Annotated in this window: 17 protein-coding genes; 2 read left to right on the forward strand and 15 right to left on the reverse strand. The window is 34.3% G+C overall.

The genetic code is table 11. From position 1 onward, the window contains the following. Window positions 1-139: 139 nt before the first annotated feature. Entirely contained in the window at window positions 140-2,056 is a 1,917-nt protein-coding gene (locus EKL96_RS06275) for a DUF294 nucleotidyltransferase-like domain-containing protein (RefSeq protein ID WP_126451614.1), read from the forward strand. Between the two features lie 2 nt (window positions 2,057-2,058). Further along, window positions 2,059-2,655 carry a 3'-5' exonuclease gene (locus EKL96_RS06280; protein WP_126459690.1) on the forward strand — a complete coding sequence of 199 codons (597 nt, stop codon included), beginning with the start codon at window positions 2,059-2,061 and terminating at the stop codon, window positions 2,653-2,655. Window positions 2,656-2,844: 189 nt separating this feature from the next. Here EKL96_RS06280 and EKL96_RS06285 read toward each other — a convergent pair whose 3' ends face one another. The 15 genes from EKL96_RS06285 to ilvB all read right to left on the reverse strand — a co-directional run bounded on the left by EKL96_RS06285 (window position 2,845) and on the right by ilvB (window position 21,147). After that, window positions 2,845-5,040: a DNA/RNA helicase domain-containing protein gene (locus tag EKL96_RS06285; protein WP_126459693.1), complete on the reverse strand. Its 2,196-nt coding sequence runs from the start codon at window positions 5,038-5,040 to the stop codon at window positions 2,845-2,847. Further along, window positions 5,037-5,366, reverse strand: coding sequence for a nucleotide pyrophosphohydrolase (locus EKL96_RS06290; protein WP_126459696.1), 330 nt, complete (start codon window positions 5,364-5,366; stop codon window positions 5,037-5,039). Before EKL96_RS06290 ends, EKL96_RS06285 begins: the two co-directional genes overlap by 4 nt. Window position 5,367: 1 nt before the next feature. Further along, on the reverse strand, window positions 5,368-7,035 hold the full coding sequence (locus EKL96_RS06295; protein WP_126459699.1) for a tetratricopeptide repeat protein: 1,668 nt from the start codon (window positions 7,033-7,035) through the stop codon (window positions 5,368-5,370). 437 nt (window positions 7,036-7,472) lie between these two features. Continuing rightward, on the reverse strand, window positions 7,473-7,958 hold the full coding sequence (locus EKL96_RS06300; protein WP_126459702.1) for a 4'-phosphopantetheinyl transferase superfamily protein: 486 nt from the start codon (window positions 7,956-7,958) through the stop codon (window positions 7,473-7,475). Next, on the reverse strand, window positions 7,955-8,317 hold the full coding sequence (locus tag EKL96_RS06305) for an acyl carrier protein (protein WP_317125136.1): 363 nt from the start codon (window positions 8,315-8,317) through the stop codon (window positions 7,955-7,957). Before EKL96_RS06305 ends, EKL96_RS06300 begins: the two co-directional genes overlap by 4 nt. A gap of 4 nt (window positions 8,318-8,321) precedes the next feature. Next, a complete protein-coding gene (locus EKL96_RS06310) occupies window positions 8,322-9,596 on the reverse strand; it encodes a beta-ketoacyl-[acyl-carrier-protein] synthase family protein (protein WP_126459705.1) in 1,275 nt (424 codons plus the stop codon). A gap of 124 nt (window positions 9,597-9,720) precedes the next feature. After that, complete coding sequence (locus EKL96_RS06315; RefSeq protein WP_126459708.1) at window positions 9,721-10,194, reverse strand: 3-hydroxyacyl-ACP dehydratase FabZ family protein; 474 nt, start codon at window positions 10,192-10,194, stop codon at window positions 9,721-9,723. 25 nt (window positions 10,195-10,219) lie between these two features. Further along, on the reverse strand, window positions 10,220-11,272 hold the full coding sequence (locus EKL96_RS06320; RefSeq protein ID WP_126459711.1) for a type III polyketide synthase: 1,053 nt from the start codon (window positions 11,270-11,272) through the stop codon (window positions 10,220-10,222). After that, complete coding sequence (locus tag EKL96_RS06325; protein ID WP_126459714.1) at window positions 11,269-11,979, reverse strand: methyltransferase domain-containing protein; 711 nt, start codon at window positions 11,977-11,979, stop codon at window positions 11,269-11,271. Before EKL96_RS06325 ends, EKL96_RS06320 begins: the two co-directional genes overlap by 4 nt. Then, window positions 11,980-13,110, reverse strand: a complete 1,131-nt coding sequence (locus tag EKL96_RS06330; RefSeq protein WP_126459717.1) for an NAD(P)/FAD-dependent oxidoreductase — start codon at window positions 13,108-13,110, stop codon at window positions 11,980-11,982. Between the two features lie 130 nt (window positions 13,111-13,240). Beyond that, window positions 13,241-14,515, reverse strand: coding sequence for a mechanosensitive ion channel family protein (locus tag EKL96_RS06335; protein WP_126459720.1), 1,275 nt, complete (start codon window positions 14,513-14,515; stop codon window positions 13,241-13,243). A gap of 256 nt (window positions 14,516-14,771) precedes the next feature. Next, window positions 14,772-16,679: an acetate--CoA ligase gene (gene acs / locus EKL96_RS06340; RefSeq protein WP_126459723.1), complete on the reverse strand. Its 1,908-nt coding sequence runs from the start codon at window positions 16,677-16,679 to the stop codon at window positions 14,772-14,774. A gap of 521 nt (window positions 16,680-17,200) precedes the next feature. After that, complete coding sequence (ilvC, locus tag EKL96_RS06345) at window positions 17,201-18,670, reverse strand: ketol-acid reductoisomerase (RefSeq protein WP_126459726.1); 1,470 nt, start codon at window positions 18,668-18,670, stop codon at window positions 17,201-17,203. A 108-nt stretch (window positions 18,671-18,778) separates the two neighbouring features. Further along, on the reverse strand, window positions 18,779-19,300 hold the full coding sequence (gene ilvN, locus EKL96_RS06350) for an acetolactate synthase small subunit (protein ID WP_126459729.1): 522 nt from the start codon (window positions 19,298-19,300) through the stop codon (window positions 18,779-18,781). A gap of 152 nt (window positions 19,301-19,452) precedes the next feature. Continuing rightward, window positions 19,453-21,147: a biosynthetic-type acetolactate synthase large subunit gene (ilvB, locus tag EKL96_RS06355; protein WP_126459732.1), complete on the reverse strand. Its 1,695-nt coding sequence runs from the start codon at window positions 21,145-21,147 to the stop codon at window positions 19,453-19,455. Between the last annotated feature and the right edge of the window lies 1 nt (window position 21,148).

Consider the following 21,148-nt stretch of genomic DNA (forward strand, 5'->3'; position numbering starts at 1 on the left):
TTTTAATTCCTTAAAATCCATACTTATTTTATGAAAAGATTAAGGATTTTATAATTTAATTGTTTTGCCGCAATAATGGCGGTGTTATAATTTTTAAATTTGTTATTTTTACAATCGATACTTATTTATTCCATAAATTATGAATTCAATTGCTGAGCACATTGCTGACTTTTTAAAAGCATACCCACCGTTTAACTACTTAACTTTTGAAGAATTATCTGAAATAGCGGCAAATATTCGCGTTGTAAATTTAGAAAAGCACAAAACATTATTTCAAATAAATGATCTTTTGCATGACAGTTTTTATGTGGTGGCTTCCGGTGTTATCAATTTATCGGTCATAGCAGATGCTGAGGAAACGCTATTAAATAAATGTACCGAAGGCGATATTTTTGGCCTGCGTCCCTTTTTTGCCAAAAATAATTATATGATGACGGCCAAAGCAAGAGAAGAAAGCATTGTTTATGCTATTCCCATTGCTACTTTCAGGCCTTTTGTAGCTAATAATTCTGAAGTTTTAAACTTTTTATTAGAAAGTTTTGCCGTAAACACCCGAAATCCAAAAGATAAAGAAAATTTAATTGGAAAATTAATTTCTGATAATGTATTCTATTCGGATCAGCAATCTGAAATGCAATATTTTCAATCGCTGGCCTATAATACAGCTCCCTTAAAAACGACAAGTACAGCAATTGCAAAAGACGTGGCTCAAATAATGACCGAATCGTTAAAAAACAATATCCTCGTATGTGATAATACTATCCCTTTGGGCATTATTACTGATGCGGATATGCGATCAAAAATTGCTACCGGCAGATATCCAGTAACCGTTACAGTAGATAAAATTATGTCCTCCCCTGTTATCACGGTGGTTGAAAACGTTTCTCTGGCAGAAGCGCAGTTACTGATGCTAAAACACAATGTGACTCATTTGTGTGTAACTCAGGATGGAACAGATAAATCCAGTGTGAAAGGAATCATTTCTGAGCACGATTTGATTGTGGCTCAAGCAAATAATCCCGGAGTTTTAATAAAAGAAATCAAACGGTGTCAATCACCAAAAGAACTAAAACAAATACGGGAACGATTAACAGATCTGATTCAGACTTCAATTTCTAAAAATATTCCGCTATCACACGTTTTTAATATTGCCAGCGAAATTAATTTGGCAGTCATTAAACGCTCGGTGGAATTATCCATTTTGGATTTAGGTTCCCCTCCTGCCCGTTTTGCATGGTTAAGTATTGGCAGTCAAGGACGAAAAGAACAGCTTTTATTAACGGATCAAGATAGTATTTTGATTTTTGAAGATGTGGCTGCTGATAAATATCGTGACGTAAAAGACTATTTTCTTAAACTTGGAAAAAAAACCACAGCCACTCTAGAAAAAATCGGCTATGAATTCTGTCCAAATGGTCACATGGGAAGTACTATGCTTTGGTGTAAATCATTGACGGACTGGATCAAACAATATGACAGCTGGATGAATACTCCTGGTGAGAACAGCACTGATTTGAGCAGTATTTTCTTTGATTATGAAATTATTTTTGGAGAGCAAAAAATTGAAGATGCGATAAGTAATGTAGTCTTTAAAAACGCCAAAAACAATACGTTATTTTTTGATTTCTTAGGAAATGATGCCTTAAGAAAAAACGCTCCACTTAGTTTTTTCAAAAAATTCAATGTCGAAGAAGAAGGTAGAAATAAAGATAAATTTGATATTAAAACTAAGGCTTTAATGCCATTGATTGATGGCGCCCGTTTGTTTACTTTGAGTTTCGACATCCGAGGAATTAACAATACGTTTCAACGATTCAAACAATTATCAATTACGGATCCCAAACATGCTGAAATTTATCTCAATTGTGCCGAAGCCTTTTTGACTTTATCAAAATTCCGAACCTTAGAAGGGTTAAAAAATGATGATTCAGGCCAATTTATAAATTTGGAGGAATTATCAAAAATTGACCGAGAAAAACTGAAAAATGCTTTACTCCCTATGAGAGAACTGGAAGAATTAATAAAAAGTAAATTTCAACTTACTCAATTTTCATAATTATGTTAGACTGGATAAAAAAGATTAATAAAGAATATCCTGATTTTTGGAAAACCTATCTTTCTAAATTTGAGAAAAAGTCATCCCGCTTTGTGGTGGTATCAACAGAAACTTCTGGTTTGAATCCAGATAAAGATGTTATTTTATCAATAGGCTCTTTTTCAGTAATTGATAATAGTATTGTCATAGGTGATAACTTTGAAGCTGTTTTATTACAGTATAAATTTTTTCATGATAATGGACTTTCTAATACGTTTTTGGTAGAAAGTAAAATGAAAAAATTAGGAGAAGCAGATGCCATAAAATTATTCATTGAATTTATTGGGAACTCCATTTTAGTTGGGCATCACATTGATTTTGATGTGGAAATGATCAATGCGGCCTTGGAAAGACTAGACTGTGGCAGATTAAAAAATGAGGCGCTGGATATTGATGTCATGCACAGAAAACTACTTGATATCAATGACAAACAATTTTCTCTGGAGGAACTTTGTGCGGCTTATAATATTCCGGTAAGTGAACGGAATTCAGCTGCTGAGGATGCTTATAAAACCGCTTTGTTGTTTTTGAAATTAAAATCAAGACTGGGGATTAAGTGATTTTAAATTTTGGTTGCTATATTGCATACAATTGATTTTAAACACCTTATTATTAATAGGTTTGCCTCTATTTCTATAAAGTATTGTCATTCCGACGAAGGGGGAATCACATATGTAGCTCCATTTATAGCATTTCAATTTTGTCCTTTTAGCGCATTTTGGAGGAATTAAACTTTACTATTTAAAAATTTAAGACAATACCGAAATAAAAATTCCCTTAACTCTAAAATCAACTAAATTGTCTGAATCTAATACTATATTTTCATATTCTGATTCAAAAGATAATGGTTTCAACGATATGGATTCATGCCTCCAATTTTCAGTACCGATATTCTTTTGACTATGATATTCTTTTACTGTATATCCTGAACCAAAATCTGCGTCTTGTATGCCAGTGCTTTCAACTAAAACAATTTTTCCTTCTCTACTGCCACCACTATCTTTTTGAAACAAACAATAGGAGCCATTAGGAATTATTTTATTCATGGATTCGCCCACTACTTTACATACAAAATAGCCTTCTTTTACTGAAGTATTAAAGGGTAACTCGACCCATTCAAAATCAGAATGAACTTGTAAATCGCTAAATGAACCTGCTGCAGCTGAAATATTTACTAATGGAACTGAATTCACATACGGTTTTACCTCCTCAAAAGGTACGATTCTGAACGGAAAATCTTTTTTATAAACATCAATATGCTTTTTTAAATAGTTTCTTAAAGAAGTATCACAAGCATAAACATAAGTACCTCTGATTCCTCGATACATTATAGTTTTGTATATATTTATTACGTAAGCCTTAAGATCATCTTTATTTGAGATCCCTTTTTTTCCATTTTTATCAAAATACAACTTCGGATTAATTTCAATTTCTTGTGTGAATTCATTGAAAATTATTTCTTTCCCAAAAATAACTCCTGTATAATTTAAATCATATCCTTGTGTCGTGTGAATACAGCCAACTTCTTTAAAAGCATTTGGTGAATTAACCCAGTCCTTAGGGGTTTGATTCCATTGAAATTGTAAACCATCAATTTCAATATCCATTACAGTTTTATCTTTTTCGGATAACCAAGGCCAAGAATATCCAGCAACTAAACGACACAAACCATTTATTTCTTCCTTCTTTGCAAGTTCGCTATAAAGATCTTTTAAAGAATCAAAAACAACTAACTCATACTCATTTGGTGAATAAATAGTTTTATCCAAGCGATTTACATGAAGTAATTGATCTACAAAACGAATATAATCATTTCCGCCTTTAACTCTCATCTGAGAAGTTAACTCGATTTTCAGAGTATCATCTTGATTCAAAAGTCTGGTAAATTGATCCTCATTTATATCGGAAGGTTTTACTGATTGCGCTGAATCATAAAAGAAAATTTGATTCTTACTATTCGCAATTATCCAGTCTAGCTCTGTTCCGGTGTCATCTAATCCTAATTTTTGATTATTTTTCCGGAAGGCTCCCATCCAACTTATATTTTTATATTGCCGTAACCGATGCGCTTCGTCTACTATTAATAAATCATATTTGTCATTGAGTTTAAAGGTATCCGATGGATTTAAAACCATAGACGCTTTTAAACCAGGAATTTTTTTGAAAACATTTTGTAATGATTCTCTTAAAGAAGTCATGGCGATAACCAATCCAATTTTTGCTTTTGGATATTTATTTTGAAAAGCAATAATGAAATTGATCTCCTTGAGCTCTTCATCACTAAAATCTTCAAAATTAGCATCCGAAATATCTGAATTAAGTAATTTAATTAAATAAGTAGCCAAAATTGTTTTTCCAGTTCCAGCACTCCCTTTTATAAAAATTCTATTGGATTTTTTGATACACAATCCATCAAGAATTTGAAGAACAGAACTATATTGATCTTCATTTAAAGATTTATAAGGGGAATATTTAAAAAGTTCTGAATTCTCAACATCTTCCAGTGACTTGCTAACTATCTTTTTATCAATTAGTTTTTTCCAAATTTCTTTAAAAAGATCTTTGTACAAATCTTGTTGGTAATAATTATGATTGACTAAGCCGTAATTTCCATTTTGAAGTTCGTAAGTTCCTTCAGAAGTGATGTATTGAATCAAGTTTGATTCAATATCAAGAGTTGCTGATTTATTGAATTTATCACTCCCAATTATTGAAATTTTTGTAAATGCATCTGCTTTTTTTGGATTTGCTAGGTGATTTTTGATTCTACTAGAAGCATTTGTTGATTCTCCTACATAGGCAATTCGTTTAGTTTCATTTTGTATAAAGTAAACCAAAGGCCATTGATTTTTTACCCAAGGATTTTGAGCTATTTTAGGCAATGAATCTTTATTAAAATCATATTGTTCAGAAACCTCAATAGACAATTCAAATGATTGCATCATAATTCATCATATTTGGTTGCGTTCCCTTTTGCTTTATCTATTGGATAGTTAGCTGCATTTTGCGTAATCTTTTGAAGTACAATTTCTTTTACATCTAAATTGTATTTTTCGGCTAACAAAAAAGCGTATGCAAAAACATCTGCCAATTCTTGTTTTAGCTTATCAATATTTACATCTTCTGCTTTTTTCCACAGAAACAATTCATTTAATTCTGCTGCTTCAATAGATAGAGCTAAAGCCAAATCTTTCGAATTATGAAATTGTTCCCAATCTCTTTCATTTCTAAATTTTATTAATTCTTGAATAATGCTCGGAATATCATTCATTTTATTTCGATTTAAAAAGTGTCAATGCTACTTTATATTCCTCTTCAAAAGGCAATTGCAACTGAGAAACCATTTCAGGAACAGCTAACATCCAACTCACATAATAATATGCTAAAATGTGATAACCCGAAAACCGTTTGTTTGGAATGCTACCTACGATGTAGTTTTTTTGATTTGGGTCAAAACCTTGTGTCCCTTGCATTGCGATTTCAAAGGCTATTTTCTTGACATCCTCTAGCGGTACATCCTTAAAATACTGCAAAGCATCAACCATAAACATCGTGACTGCCATATTAGTCCCAATATGTTCTTGGTTTTTGACAAACTGTTCCATTTCCTTCTCTTTGAAAGCAGTATCGTCGTGTAGACCAAAAGGATCTTTTTCTAATTTTTCAATAAAAGTATCTACATCAGATCGTTTGCGGTATTCGTCCTCATTTTCCAATTCAAAATAAGAGTCAATCTGTAAATCTTCGGCCCAATGTTGTACCAATTCATATTCTTCGGCAGGTTTACGATTGTCTTTGTATTCGAGAAATTCAGCATAAAAATCTTCGGCTTTGCGCAATTCGGCTGGAGTGGCATTAAAATCGTTTATAAAATCCAAACCAAATAATGCTTTAAACTGTAAGGCATTTACCAAGTTGTAAATCTTAGATTTAGAAAGTAGTGTTGCAGGCGAAAATTCAATAACAGTCACATCGGTTACGGCTTTCAAGCCTTCTTGAATCAAAGCGTAAAGCGACAGAAATTGATACGATCTCAATTGGGGAAATTCGTTGTATATAAAATCCTCAATGAATAAATCTATTGGAGTATTGTAGGCTTGCAAATTTAATCCGTCAAATAAACCAGTACAGAATTGAGTAATCGATTGCTCTGGAATATTCATTTCATGCAACTTGGCAATAGTAGGTTGTACCGTTTTCAAAAAAACAGCTCTGTTTTGTGGAGTAGCCGTAAAAAGCTGATTTAATCCCCGTTTTCTCGCTTGAATTACAAAATCAAGATGTGCTAATTCGTGCAGAACCAAGTGTGCTACGGCAGGATAATTGGGTTTATACCGAACGATGTGCTTAATCCGATTGTAGTTTTCAGCAAACTCAATCTTGGCTGCCGTTGGAATTTCAGAATCTACTAGAACATCAATTTCTTTTCCGCAATCAAATTCTAATTGATGCTTGTATTCTGCAAAAAGCGAATTCCCATCAGTGTTAGAAATAATTTTATTGGCAACATCAAAAGCCTGATTTACTGAATTCTTGTACAGTATATCTTTATTTGGATTGCATTTTATAGCTTTCAAAGTACTGTCAAAAGCGGATTCTAAATCATTTTGAATTTCGGCTAACATTCCAAGAGCAAAATGAGTATTTGGATAGTGATCATTTATTTTTATAGCTTCCAAAAAATATTTTTTGGATTCATCCAACTTCCCTTGTTGCATAAGGTTTGCTCCAATGTTATTCATTGTAATAGCATCTTTTGGATTCACCACCAAAGCCTGATCATAGTACAACATTGCCGTAGGAATATCATTCTTGAACTTAGCAAAAATATTTCCCATCATCAGCAACGCCCAATGATTCTTAGAATCCCAGCGCAATGCATCAATCAGACTATTTATCGCTGCATCCTGATGACCTTGATCAGACAGGATTTGTCCCATAATTCGATGGAATTCCGAATTGGTAGGATTGTTCTCGATAAGATTTTGTAAAATGGGTTTTGCTTCTTGATAGTTTCCTTTTTCACAAAGGGCTACCGTTTTGCGGAAATCATTTTCTTGAAGCAGGATTGCCGAAGTGTCAATGGTTATGGTAACCCAATCCTCAGTAATGGAAACTTTTGGGGCAAAAGAACCAAAAGTATAATACGATTCTAATTCACTGATTAATAAGGCATTACCCCCCCCCCCCCGACTAATTTCGGGAAAAGCGTAAATAGAAAATCGTCTATTTTATGAATGATTTGCATTAAATATAAATTGCTATACGTTATAAAAGATACTTTTTGTTGTTTTTAAAATTGCAACAGGTTCAAATGTAACCATTGTTTATAAATCCCGCCCTATTGTATTAAAAAAAAGTGCTTTTTGCAAAAAAATCATAGGGTTATTCCTTTCCAAAAACGACCGTGATGGCTGATGGAAACGGGTTTCTCCATTTTTGAATGCGCATCAATACGGTAAGGAATTCCATTTTTTTTAAAGATAGCATCGGCGGAATTCAAGTTTTCAATTTTTTTGAAATACTCTTTCCCGGTAACAGCAATGGTATGAATGCAATCCTGATCTATTTTAGTTTGGGTAAAATATATTTTTCCTTTGATAGAAACAGTTCCTAATGTTGTGTTTTCGTAAAAACATTCCAGTTGCAAAGGAAAAAAACCTCGAATTCCTGTTTCCCTATTGTAGATTTTATAAGCCGCCTCTTTTCTGGACCATAAATTCCAAACCATTACTTCTGGATTTACGGCATTAGAAATTAACAGCTGTTCGTTTTTAGTAAATATTTTATCTAAAAAGCGGTTGCGTTGCCAATTGCTTTCTTTTTTGGCTAAAGCCAAATCGACAAGGTCATTTCCTATCATTTTTCTGGTGATTCACTACTTTTTTCAGCTAATTTGGTTTCAATAATAGCCATAGCTGCTTTTACATTTATCATGCGTTCCATTGATTCGTTATCAATCAAAATATTATATTTTTCCTCTATATCCAAAATAACATCTACTAAATTAGCGGAGTTTATCTTTAAATCATTGATGAAATCCGTATCTTCAGTGAGTAAGTCAAAAGCTTCTTGATTCAGAATATATGGTTTTACAATGGCTTTTAGCTCCTGAATAGTTTCTTGTTTGTTCATAATTAATATTGATTTTACAGCACTTAAGTACATTTCGTTTTCTAACGCCAAAAAAAAATACCACAAATTGGGGAATTTACGGTTCATTTTTTCATTTTTTAAATTTCTTAAAAATTACACACCCATTCACATCACCAAAACCAAAACTGGCTTTTGCTAATGTATTTATTTCTATATCAAGTCGTTGTCGTGGAACTCTTGATTCATCAATTAGTGCTGTTATTTCTGGATTCAAATCGGCACAATTGATATTCGGGAAAATAAATCCGTGATGCAATTGCAGTACCGAAGCCACGCTTTCAATACTACCGGCGCCACTTAAACAATGTCCAACCATCGACTTTAAAGAATTGATGTATGGAAAATCAATTCCTTTTCGATTTAAAGCCTCACTCCAATTCTGAATTTCCAGACTATCTTTGGAAGTGGCTGTCAGATGTCCGTTGATTGCGTCAATTTCACTGGCTAAAATTCCGGCATTTGTCAAAGCATTTTGAATGCATCTTTGCACCGCAACCGGATTTGGTGCAGTCATGGTTCCTAAACCGCGCTGCCCTCCTGAATTGATATTTCCACCTAAAACTTCCGCATAAATTCGTGCGCCACGTGCAATCGCACTTTCTAAATCTTCTAAGACCAAAGCACCTGCTCCGCTTCCGGGAACAAATCCGGAAGCAGCTGTGCTCATTGGTCTAGAACCCTGTTTTGGTGTTTCATTATGTTTAAAAGTACATACCTTCATAGCATCAAATCCGCCCCAAATATACGGGCCGGAATCACTGGTACTTCCGGCTAAAATACGTTTTGCCTGCCCTGATTTGATGCGTTCATACGCCATTAAAATACTTTCGGTGCCAGTGGTGCAGGCCGAAGAATTAGTAGAGACTTGATTTCCAAGTCCTAATTTCCCACCCAGATACGCACTCACACCACTATTCATTGTTTGCGCTACGGCTGTACTTCCCAGTCTTCTCGTTTGTAAATCATCTATTTTATAAATGCTTTCGCGAAATTTATCAATTCCGGAAGTTCCTGTTCCAAAAATAGTTCCGCTGTCCCAATCCGGTTCTTCGTTAATTTCCAATGATAATCCGGCATCCTTCCAGGCATCAATTCCGGCAATTACGCCATATAAAATCCCTGTTGAATTGAAGTTTCTAAGTTCTAATTCCGTAAAATAATGCCCTGCTAATTCTGCAGAAACTTCGGGTTTTCCTACAATTTGACAAGAAAATTGCAATCGCTCCAACTCAGCGTCGTGCCTGATCCCGGAAATTCCGTTTTTGATGGCATGAGTGAACGCATCAAGACCTACTCCATTTGGAGCAACTACACCAAGACCCGTTATAACTACTCTTTTGTTCATTTTTTAATGTTAAATAATATTCAATTTCAATAACAATGGCAAAAAAATAATAATTTTAATACTACCAAATAGAGTACTACAGTGACAAAATATTGAAAAGAATCAAATTATACTGTTGCTTAATTTATTTTAATTCGGTTTTGAGTCCCACTTCTTTGGAGAGGGTTGGGGTGAGGATAATTCCCGCTATTGTTCCTGTGCAAACATTTTCTCCTTTTTCGTTTTTCATGATGACCTTACATTTTAATTTTCCAAATCTAAAATATATTTTTTCTGAAATTACAATCACTTTTTCATTTGGAAAAACAGGTTTTAAAAATTCTATTTCACTTGATGTTAAGGCAATTGAAGTACTAGAACTAAATGAATTATCTAACAAAAAAATGCCAAGACAAACCAATCCAATTTGCGCCATGACTTCTATCAAAATTACACCTGGAGTAACTGGAAATTCCTTAAAATGACCTTTGTAAAAATCAAGATTTTCATCAAAAGTAAAGGTTCCTTCCACTCCGTTTTCATCGATTTGGAGAATTTCATCCACAAATAAAAAGGATTTGGAATACGGTAATTTTGCTATAATTTCTTCTTTTTTCATAGTTTTTCTATTCCCCATTTGGGAGCTAAAACTCCAATAAAATTCGTTGTGCCGAAAATCCCGGTCCAAAACTCAGCATTAATCCTTTTTCTCCTTTTTTAGGCTGCTTATCCATGATTTGTTCTAAAACATACAAAACTGTGGCGCTGGACATATTTCCATAGGAGCGCAAAACCTCTTTGGTATCATCAATATTTTTTCCCAAACCAGAAAATAAAGCCTCAACGGTTTGCACAATTTTCTTTCCACCGGGATGAAAAATAAGATGGTCAATATCCTCTATTTTTAAATTATTTTTTTCTAAAAAAGGATGAATAATATCCGGAAAATGAGAAACAATCGTTTCCGGTACTTCAATATCAAGTACCATCTGCAATCCAGAATTGGTGAGTTTAAAACCCATCATGTGGATGTTATCATAAAAATGATACATCTCCTCTGCTACAATCTCAGGACCTTCGTCATCTTCATGTGAGGAAAGTAAAACGCAAGCGGCACCATCACCAAAAATCGCAGCACTTACGATATTTGCCATCGAAAAATCATCGAGTTGAAACGTAGCCGTGGGACTTTCTACGGCAATTACCGCAGCTCGTTTTCCGGGATTGGCCTGCAAGAAATTTTTAGCATAAATAATTCCTGAAATCCCGGCGGCACAACCCATTTCGGTCACGGGAAGCCTTACTATATCCTGACGCAACTTCAATGTATTGATTAAATACGCATCGAGAGACGGAATCATAATTCCAGTGCAGCTTACTGTGATGATATAATCTAAATCTTGCGGATTCCAATTTGCTTTTTTTAAAGCTTTTGCTAATACTTTTTCACCTAAATCAATGACTTCACGAACATAAATAGCATTTCTTTCTTCAAATGAAGTTTTGGTAAACACCTCTATCGGATCCATTATGGAATAGCGTTTGTCTACAGCTGCACCTTCAAAAATTTTCTTTACTTTTCTGATGAATCGTTCGTCTTGTCCCACTAGCCAAGCATCCAAAAAAGGAATTATTTCAGCTGTTGTTCTGGAATATTTAGGCAGCTGTTTGGTTACGGTTTTAATTTTTACACTCATATTTTTGAAATTATCCATTGGTATCTAAAAGCCCATTTCCAATGAATTTTATAGTTTTTAAAATTTAATTTTTTCGAGAACGCTATCAATTCTTCTTTCTTAAAACCTCTTAAAATTGATATTAATCCATCTTCTCGTGACATAGCATTCAACTGAAATACAACACATAATGCCTGAAATAATCGATAGGCAATGGCGCTACGATGTAAATCATTGATTACAATTCCGATGGATGTATTGTTATAAAGAACTTTCAATAATCGAATAATCTCATCGTCTTTGAAATGATGTAACGTCAAAGTGCACAAAACAATATCATATTTTAGATTATTAAATGATTCATTAAAAATATCTTCGCAGCGATAACTGATATTAGCATATTTATCTGATAATTGTCGTGCATGTGAAATTGTAAAATTGTTAGCATCGATGCCTATTAACTGGAAATTTAGGTTGTTTTTAAGACCAAAATCAGCCAGGGTTCGCAACATATCCCCATTACCACAACCCACGTCTATAATAACAACTTCTTTAGATTTGGAATCCTGAACAAGTTCTTGTACTCCTCTTAGAGTTAACTGGTTTCCTCCTAAAAGCTGATTGATCCGGGCAATTTTATCTAAGGCATCACGTAAAATCTCACCTTCCATGGCAAAATCATCCATGATTTCCGGTTTATCAGTTCTATATTTGGTATTTAGTGTCATTTACGAGTGAAGAGTGATTGGTTTTCCGTGTGTTTTTTTTATAATTTTTGGCAATAAAAATGGAAATATAATTAATATACGCATCAATACTGCTGAAAGTTTTTGTTTTTGTAAAATATTGGATAAAAACCGTCCCATTTTAAGTCTTCCCTTAAAATTTAAATTCCATTCTTGCAGGTATCGCTTTTCTAATTCGGCTCTGGATTTAATCTCGGTGTTATAAAATTGAACTACTAATTCTGATGCGATTTTGGCGCTATGAATTGCCATAGCCATTCCGTTTCCGCACAATGGATGAATTAATCCGGCTGTATCGCCAATCATTAAAACATGGTTTTCCACGGCGTGTTTCTTTTTGAAAGAGATTTGGCTTATGGTCAATGGTTTTTCAAACAATAATGTACCGGTTTCAAAAAGGGTTTTTAAGTGTGGGTTTTGAGAAACAATAGTATTTTGATATTCAGTAATGTTTTTAAACTGCTTAAACGTTTTATAATCGGCTAGATAACACATGTTAATCACTTCGTTTTCAACTTTAGAAACACCGCAATAGCCTCCTTTAAAATTATGCAAACCCACTACATCATTGGGAAATTTCCCAGAATAATGTGCTTTTACGGCCAGCCAAGGTGATTTTTTATGAATAAATTCTCGATTCATTTTTTGGTCAATAATAGAACGTTTGCCAAAAGCACCAATCACCATTTGGGACTCTAAAACCATTAAATTTGTCGTGGTTATTATAAATTTATCCTGCTCAAAATGAACATTTTCTACTTGATCTTTTAGTATTGTACACCCGTTATCGATAGCCTTTTTATACAAATATTCGTCTAAAACAAAACGGCTGATTCCAAAACCACCAAGAGGTAAAATACTTTGTATTGTTTTTCCTCTTGCAGTAGAAAACTCAAGTTTTGTAATGTGTGTCGGCTTTAAATGGGCTATATCTAAATCCAACCAATTGAGATATGGCATCACTTCATTAGAGATGTATTCGCCACACACTTTATGTTTTGGATAACTATTCTTTTCAATAACCGTCACCTGAAGCCCTAATTTAGATAAATGTATAGCCGAAGTCAGTCCAGCTAACCCACCACCAATAATTACTACTTGTTTATCTTTCATACAAAAGTAAATTTATGGATTTGTTTGCTAGTATGGGTATAACAAATGATAAAAAAAACTGGCCTTATTGTTTAATTTTAGTTAATACATGCAATTGCTTCATCAATTGTCTTTGAAGATACCCCTTAAATTACCGGTTGAAATTCCGAAAATCATTTCCTGTAGGTTCCTCAAAAACCTCGAGTTCAAATTCAGAAGTGATGGTAAATAGATGATCAAAAATATCAGATATAATAGTCTCGTATTTTAACCATTCTTTTTCTGCGCTAAAGCAATAAATTTCTAGTGGTAATCCTTTCGATGTAGATTCTAGCTGACGCACCATTATAGTCATGTCTTTATTAATACTGGGATGAGCCGTAATGTATTTTTCAGCATAGATTCTAAAAACGCCTATATTAGTCAGCCTCCTGATATTTACTGAAACGATCTCATTGTCCAATATTTCCGAATTAGTTTTTTGTACCTCATTTTCTTTTTGAGTGATGTAATTTTGAATTAGTTTGTATTTTTTGAATTGTGAGAGCATTTTTTCATCACAAAACTGAAAACTACTGACTTTTAAATAAATAGCTCTTTTTATTCGTCTCCCGCCAGAATCACTCATACCTCGCCAGTTCTTGAAAGAGTCTGTGATAAAAGCATAAGTGGGTATTGTAGTGATCGTTTTGTCCCAATTTTGAACTTTTACAGTATTTAAATTGATTGACATCACATCGCCGTCCGCATCATATTTTGGCATCGAAATCCAGTCTCCTACCCGAACCATATCATACACGGACATTTGAATACTGGCAACAAACCCCAGAATGGTATCTTTGAAAATTAAAAGTAAAATAGCCGTCATGGCGCCCATTGCCCCTAGAAAATAGAAAGGACTTTTGCCTAACATGATGGATAAAACCAGTATTCCTCCAATAAAATAGACTACAATTTTAAGTACCTGAATGTAACTGGTAATCGGTTTATCTTTTAAAATTAAGGTATTGGACACTATTTCATCAAAGACTGATAATACAGTAATAACAGAACGTATTATTACTAAAATTATAAAGATATTTGATAGAATAATTATATACTCAATTGCTTTTGGAAAATCTCCAAAGATGTATGGAGCAACCATGATAATGATGAAAGCAGGGACTAAATAGGCTATTTTTTCAAAAACTCTTCTTTCTATCAGGACATCATCCCAAACTACTTTTGTTTTTAAAAAAATTTTGTGCACAAAACGAACTATAATTATTTTCGTTAAATACCAAGACAAAAAACTTATTATAAACAATACAAAAATAAGCGTCAAAAGTTTCAAATACAAAGCCACTATTGGATCTAAACCAAAATCTTCAATAAACCATTTGTCTAACCAGAGTGCGATGTTGTATTTTTTTTCAAATTGAATCATAGTAAATTTAGCTTTAAAGGTAAAGATAGGTTACCTATTCTAAGCAGTCAAAAACCAGCTCCGCATTGTGTTTACATTAACATCTTGTACTGGTATTTACAGCTATTTTATTTTTTTTGAATGAAATACATCCTCTTGTCATATTGCATTTTAAACTAAAAAACCCTTTCAAAGTTTAAACTTTGAAAGGGTTTTGAATTAAAAAATGATATTTAATAAATCGGATGTTCTAATTGTTATTTTGACATAAATGGTATTACAACTTTCCTTCTTTTATTTCTTCTACAATCTCTGGATTTAATAAGGTAGAAATATCTCCAAAATTAGAATAATCTCCTTCTGCAATTTTTCTAAGGATTCGTCTCATGATTTTTCCGGAGCGTGTTTTTGGTAAACCGGTAACAAACTGAATTTTATCTAACTTAGCAATAGGCCCAATATGATCTGAAATATGCTGATTAATCTCTTTGGCTAAGTTTTCTTTATTTCTGGTTTCTCCGGTTTCTTTAAGGATTACAAAACCATATAATGCATTCCCTTTGATGTCGTGAGGAAAACCTACAATGGCTGATTCCGCAACAGCAGGATGTTCATTTATAGCATCTTCAATAGGTGCTGTTCCCAGATTATGACCGGAAACAATTACCACATCATCTACTCTTCCTGTGATTCTATAATACCCAACCTCATCACGTAAAGCACCGTCTCCTGTGAAAAATTTACCTGGAAAGGCAGAGAAATACGTATCTTTGTAGCGCTGATGATCACCCCAGATTGTTCTGGCAATTCCTGGCCATGGAAATTTGATGCACAAACTACCAACGACCTGATTCCCTTCTATTTCATTTCGTTTTTCATCCATTAGTACGGGTTGAATTCCGGGTAATGGCAACGTGGCATAGGTAGGTTTTGTTGGGGTAACAAATGCAATAGGCGATATCATAATTCCTCCTGTTTCGGTTTGCCACCAAGTATCTACTATTGGACATCTTCTGTCTCCAACATGATTGTTGTACCAATGCCAAGCTTCTTCGTTTATAGGTTCACCAACTGACCCAATAACTTTTAAGGACTTCAATGGATACTTTAATACAAAATCTATATTTTCTTTGGCAAGCGCACGAATAGCAGTTGGAGCGGTATAAAATTGTGTGACTTTATGTTTTTCGATGGTTTGCCAAAAGCGACTGAAATCAGGATAAGACGGAACGCCTTCAAAAATTACGGTTGTAGCTCCGTTCAATAACGGGCCGTAAAGAATATAGGAATGTCCGGTAATCCAGCCAATGTCAGCGGTACACCAAAAAACATCATTTTCTTCATAATTGAATACGTTCTTGAAAGTGTAGGCAGTATACACCATATACCCTGCAGTGGTGTGAACCATTCCTTTGGGTTTTCCTGTTGAACCGGAGGTGTACAAAATAAACAACGGATCCTCAGCATCCATGATTTCGGCTACATTATTATCCGAAGCCTGATCCAAAAGTGGTTCCAACCATTGGTCACGACCTGCTTTCATATTGATCTTTGAATGAATTCTTTTGGCTACTAAAACTTTTTCAACACAAGGACATTTTTCCAACGCTTCATCAACAATTACTTTTAAGTCGATTGTTTTGTTACCACGAAATCCACCATCAGAAGTAATAACCATTTTACATTCACTATCATTAATTCTGGCTGATACCGCAGAAGCTGAAAAACCAGCAAAAACAACAGAATGTATGGCGCCAATTCTGGCACATGCTAATATTGAAACAGCTAATTCTGGGATCATAGGCAAATAAATACAAACGCGATCTCCTTTACTTATGCCTTGCTCACGCAACACATTTGCCATTTTGCAGACCCGTTGATGCAATTCATTATAGGTAATATGCAATGCTGCTTCTGAAGGATCATTCGGTTCAAAAATAATAGCCGTTTTTTCGCCTCTTTTTGCAAGATGTCTGTCGATACAATTTTTTACAATATTCACTTTGGCTTCAGTAAACCATTTTATGTCGGCTTCAGCCATATTAAAATCAACAACTTTATCCCATTGTTGGTACCATGTAAAATTTTCCTCTGCTATTTTTCCCCAAAATTTTCGAGGTTCACGAACTGATTTATTGTAATGTTTAAAATATTGTTCTAAATTTTCAATTTTATAGTAGCTCATGTTTTAATTTTTTATAAAAGTATTAAATCTAAGTCTATTCCTAATACTATTTAGACTATAAATACCCACAAAAAAAAATGGATTATTCAATATAAATAGCTTTTAATTACCAATATGATTAATTTTTACTTTTTTGAGGGAATATGTAAAACACAAAAAGCGGAAATATATAAATACCTCCGCTTTTTGTATCAACAAAAAATCCCTAACAATTAATTTAGCAACGACAAATAGTATTTTATTTGAACTATAACCAACCTATTCAGTTGTAATAAAACACCAATCGCTAAAAATTTTCGCGTTGATTTATTTAAGATCAATCATTATTACACTGCACCATTTTTATAAATTATTAGGGATTACTTCACTTAACGTTCAATCACGCTCGACGTTAAGTGAATGTAAAAGCGACTATATTCATACTATTTCTTTAATAAATTTTAACTAATTCAAAATATTATAAAACCAATGGTATAGCGCTAATCCCAACACACCCTCTTGTGTGGTAATTCCTAATTTTTTTATCCAATTTTTTTCATCGCAGTCATGGATTCTCTCAACCACTCCCCAACTTCTTCTATTGGATGTTGACGAATGCTTTTGTTTACTGCAATAAGAACCGCATTGTCAACTCCATTTGAAGTTGAAAAAGGTTTCCCTATCACATTAGTATCTACCGTTTTCATAAAATTAATCAACAATGGTTTGCAGGCGTGATCAAATAAATAACAACCATATTCTGCAGTATCCGAAATGATTCGGTTCATTTCATACAGTTTTTTTCGGGCTACTGTATTGGCAATCAGAGGCAATTCGTGTAAAGACTCATAATACGCTGATTCTTCAATAATTCCTGTTTGAGTCATGGTTTCAAAAGCCAATTCGACACCCGCTTTCACCATGGCAATCATCAAAACACCATTGTCAAAATACTCTTGTTCTGAAATATGTGCAGCTGTTGGCGCTGTTTTTTCGAAGTTAGTTTCTGCAGTTGCAGCTCTCCAAGTCAATAAATTGATATCATCATTAGCCCAGTCGATCATCATATTTTTGGAAAATTCGCCAGAGATAATATTGTCCATGTGTTTTTGAAACAACGGACGCATGATGTCTTTTAATTCATCTGCTAATTCATACGCTTCAATTTTTGCGGGATTAGACAAACGATCCATCATATTTGTAATTCCACCATGCTTTAAAGCTTCTGTAACTGTTTCCCAACCGTATTGAATTAATTTTGAAGCATAAGCAGGCTCGATTCCTTTTTCAACCATTTTATCGAAACATAAAATAGAACCGGTTTGTAACATGCCACAAAGAATGGTTTGTTCTCCCATTAGATCTGATTTTACCTCGGCTACAAATGAAGAGTTTAAAACCCCGGCTTTGTGACCACCAGTAGCAACCGCATACGCTTTTGCTTGTTCAAAACCAGCTCCGTTTGGATCATTTTCGGGGTGAACCGCGATTAAAGTGGGTACACCAAAACCTCTCTTGTATTCTTCACGTACTTCTGATCCAGGGCATTTTGGCGCACACATAATTACAGTGATATCTTTCCGAATTTGCATTCCTTCCTCTACAATATTGAAACCATGAGAATAAGCAAGCGTTGATCCGTTTTTCATCAAAGGCATGATTGCCGTAACTACAGCTGTATGTTGCTTGTCTGGTGTAAGGTTGCATACCAAATCAGCTGTTGGAATTAATTCTTCATACGTTCCCACTTTGAATCCATTATCAGACGCATTTTTAAACGAAGCTCTTTGTTCCGAAATTGCATCGGCGCGTAAAGCATAAGAAATATCCAAACCAGAATCTCTCATGTTCAACCCTTGGTTCAACCCTTGTGCTCCACACCCTACAATGACTACTTTTTTTCCTGCTAAAGCTTTAATTCCGTCTACAAATTCAGACTGATCCATGAATTCGCAAACACCTAATTGTTCTAATTGTAATCTGAGTGGTAATGAATTGAAATAATTTGCCATTTTTTATTGTTTAATGATTGTAAAATTTAATAATTGTAATAATTAATGCTGATAAGATTGAGATTCCTCCTTGGTCGGAATGACAAACTACATAGCGACTGAACACTTTTAAGAAAGTTTTTCTAATAATGTTGAAATCTCCATTTTTGCTTTGGAAACTGATATTCTCCCGGAACGAACAAATTGCATGATTCCAAAAGGTTTTAATTTATCGTACAATGATTCAATTTCAGCACGTTGTCCCGATTTAGAAATCACAAAATAGTCTCTGGCTACTGTAACTATCTCGGAATGGCTTTCTTTGATGATATTCTGAATTTGTTTTTCGTCAAATAGCAAGCTCGACTCAATTTTGAATAATGCATTTTCTAAGAAAATAGTTTCTTCGTCAATATGATAAAAAGCTTTGATGACTTCAATTTGTTTCTCGATTTGTCCTACAATGTTATGTACCCATTTTTCGGTGGTATTCACCACGATAATAAATCTAGAAACACTTTCTATCTCCGATTCGGATACATTTAAACTCAAAATATTGATATGACGTTTCAAGAATATTCCAGATATTCTGTTCAATAAGCCAACGTTGTTTTCTGAATAAACAGAAATGGTGAATGTTTTATTTTCCATGTTTTTTATCCTCCCCCCAGCCCCCTCCAAAAGAGGGAGTGCCGAAACTAGCTTAGGGTATGTTTATAATTTTTATTACTAATTCAAAAATATAATCTATTAACAATTTCTCTTTCAATCTCCCTCCCCTTCGGGGAGGGTTGGGATGGGGATTAACTCAATCTTATATCAGATACCGATGCTCCTGTTGGAATCATTGGGAATACGTTATTTTCTTTTTCTACCATAACTTCCAGGAAATAGGATTCTTTTGAAGTCATCATTTCGGCAACAGCCGCATCAAGATCTTCTCTTTTGGTTACTTTTTTTGCTTTGATGTAATAGCCTTCAGCAATGGCTATAAAATTAGGATTGATCATTTCGGTCGAAGCGTATCTTTTGTCAAAGAACAATTGTTGCCATTGACGAACCATACCTAAAAATTCATTGTTCAAGACCACAATTTTCACAGGAACTTTAGTCTGGAAAATAGTTCCTAATTCCTGAATGGTCATTTGAAACCCTCCATCTCCAATTATGGCTACTACTTCTCGATTTGGCATTCCCATTTTGGCACCAATCGCAGCAGGCAATGCAAATCCCATGGTTCCTAAACCACCAGAAGTGACATTACTTTTGGTCGAATTGAATTTGGCATACCGACAGGCAAACATTTGGTGTTGTCCTACATCCGAAACCATAATGGCATCTCCTTTAGAATGCTTGTTAATCATTTCAATCGTTTCTCCCATAGAAATTCCTTCTTTCTTAGGCTTTAACTCATCATTGATTACAGCTTCTAATTCAATTTCATATTTTTCTTTGAATTTATTGTGCCAGGATTCATGTGTATTATTTTCGATAAAAGGAAGTAAAGCGGTTAAAGACTCTTTGACATCTGCTAAAACGGCCACTGTTGTTTTTACGTTTTTATCGATTTCGGCTGAATCAATTTCAAAGTGAATTACTTTTGCTTGCTTTGCATAGGTTTCCAGATTTCCGGTGACACGATCATCAAAACGCATCCCAAGGGCAATCAAAACATCACATTCATTCGTTAAAACGTTAGGACCATAATTACCGTGCATCCCTAACATCCCTACATTCAGCGGATGATCAGTAGGCAATGCCGAAAGTCCTAAAATAGTCCAAGCGGCGGGAATTCCTGATTTTTCAACAAATGCTTTGAGTTGTTCTTCGGCTTCACCAAGGATAATTCCCTGACCAAATACGATAAAAGGTTTTTTGGACGTATTAATAATTGCAGCTGCTTCCTTAACTTTTTCCAGATTTAAAGTCGGCTTTGGATTGTAACTTCTGATGCTGGTACATTTTTTATAGCTGAATTCCATTTGGTCAAACTGAGCATTTTTTGTAATATCAATTAATACGGGCCCTGGACGACCTGATCTAGCAATATAAAAAGCTTTTGCCATGATCTCCGGAATTTCAGAAGCTTCGGTAATTTGATAATTCCACTTGGTAACCGGAGTCGATATCCCAATAATATCTGTTTCCTGAAAGGCATCAGATCCCAATAAATGTTTCCCTACTTGTCCCGTGATGCACACCATGGGAGTCGAATCAATCTGTGCATCTGCAATTCCGGTAACTAAATTTGTGGCTCCCGGACCTGAAGTGGCTATCGCTACTCCTACTTTACCAGTCGCTCTTGCAAAACCTTGTGCTGCATGGGTAGCGCCTTGTTCATGACGTACTAAAACATGGTGTAATTGATCTTTAAATTTATATAATTCATCGTAAACGGGCATAATCGCACCACCTGGGTAGCCGTAAACCAAATTTACTCCTTCTTCTAATAAGCATCTAATAACGGCTTCGGCGCCGGATATTGTATTATTTTTCATT

Source organism: Flavobacterium sp. LS1R10, assembly GCF_003968825.1.
Taxonomy (GTDB): Bacteria; Bacteroidota; Bacteroidia; order Flavobacteriales; family Flavobacteriaceae; genus Flavobacterium.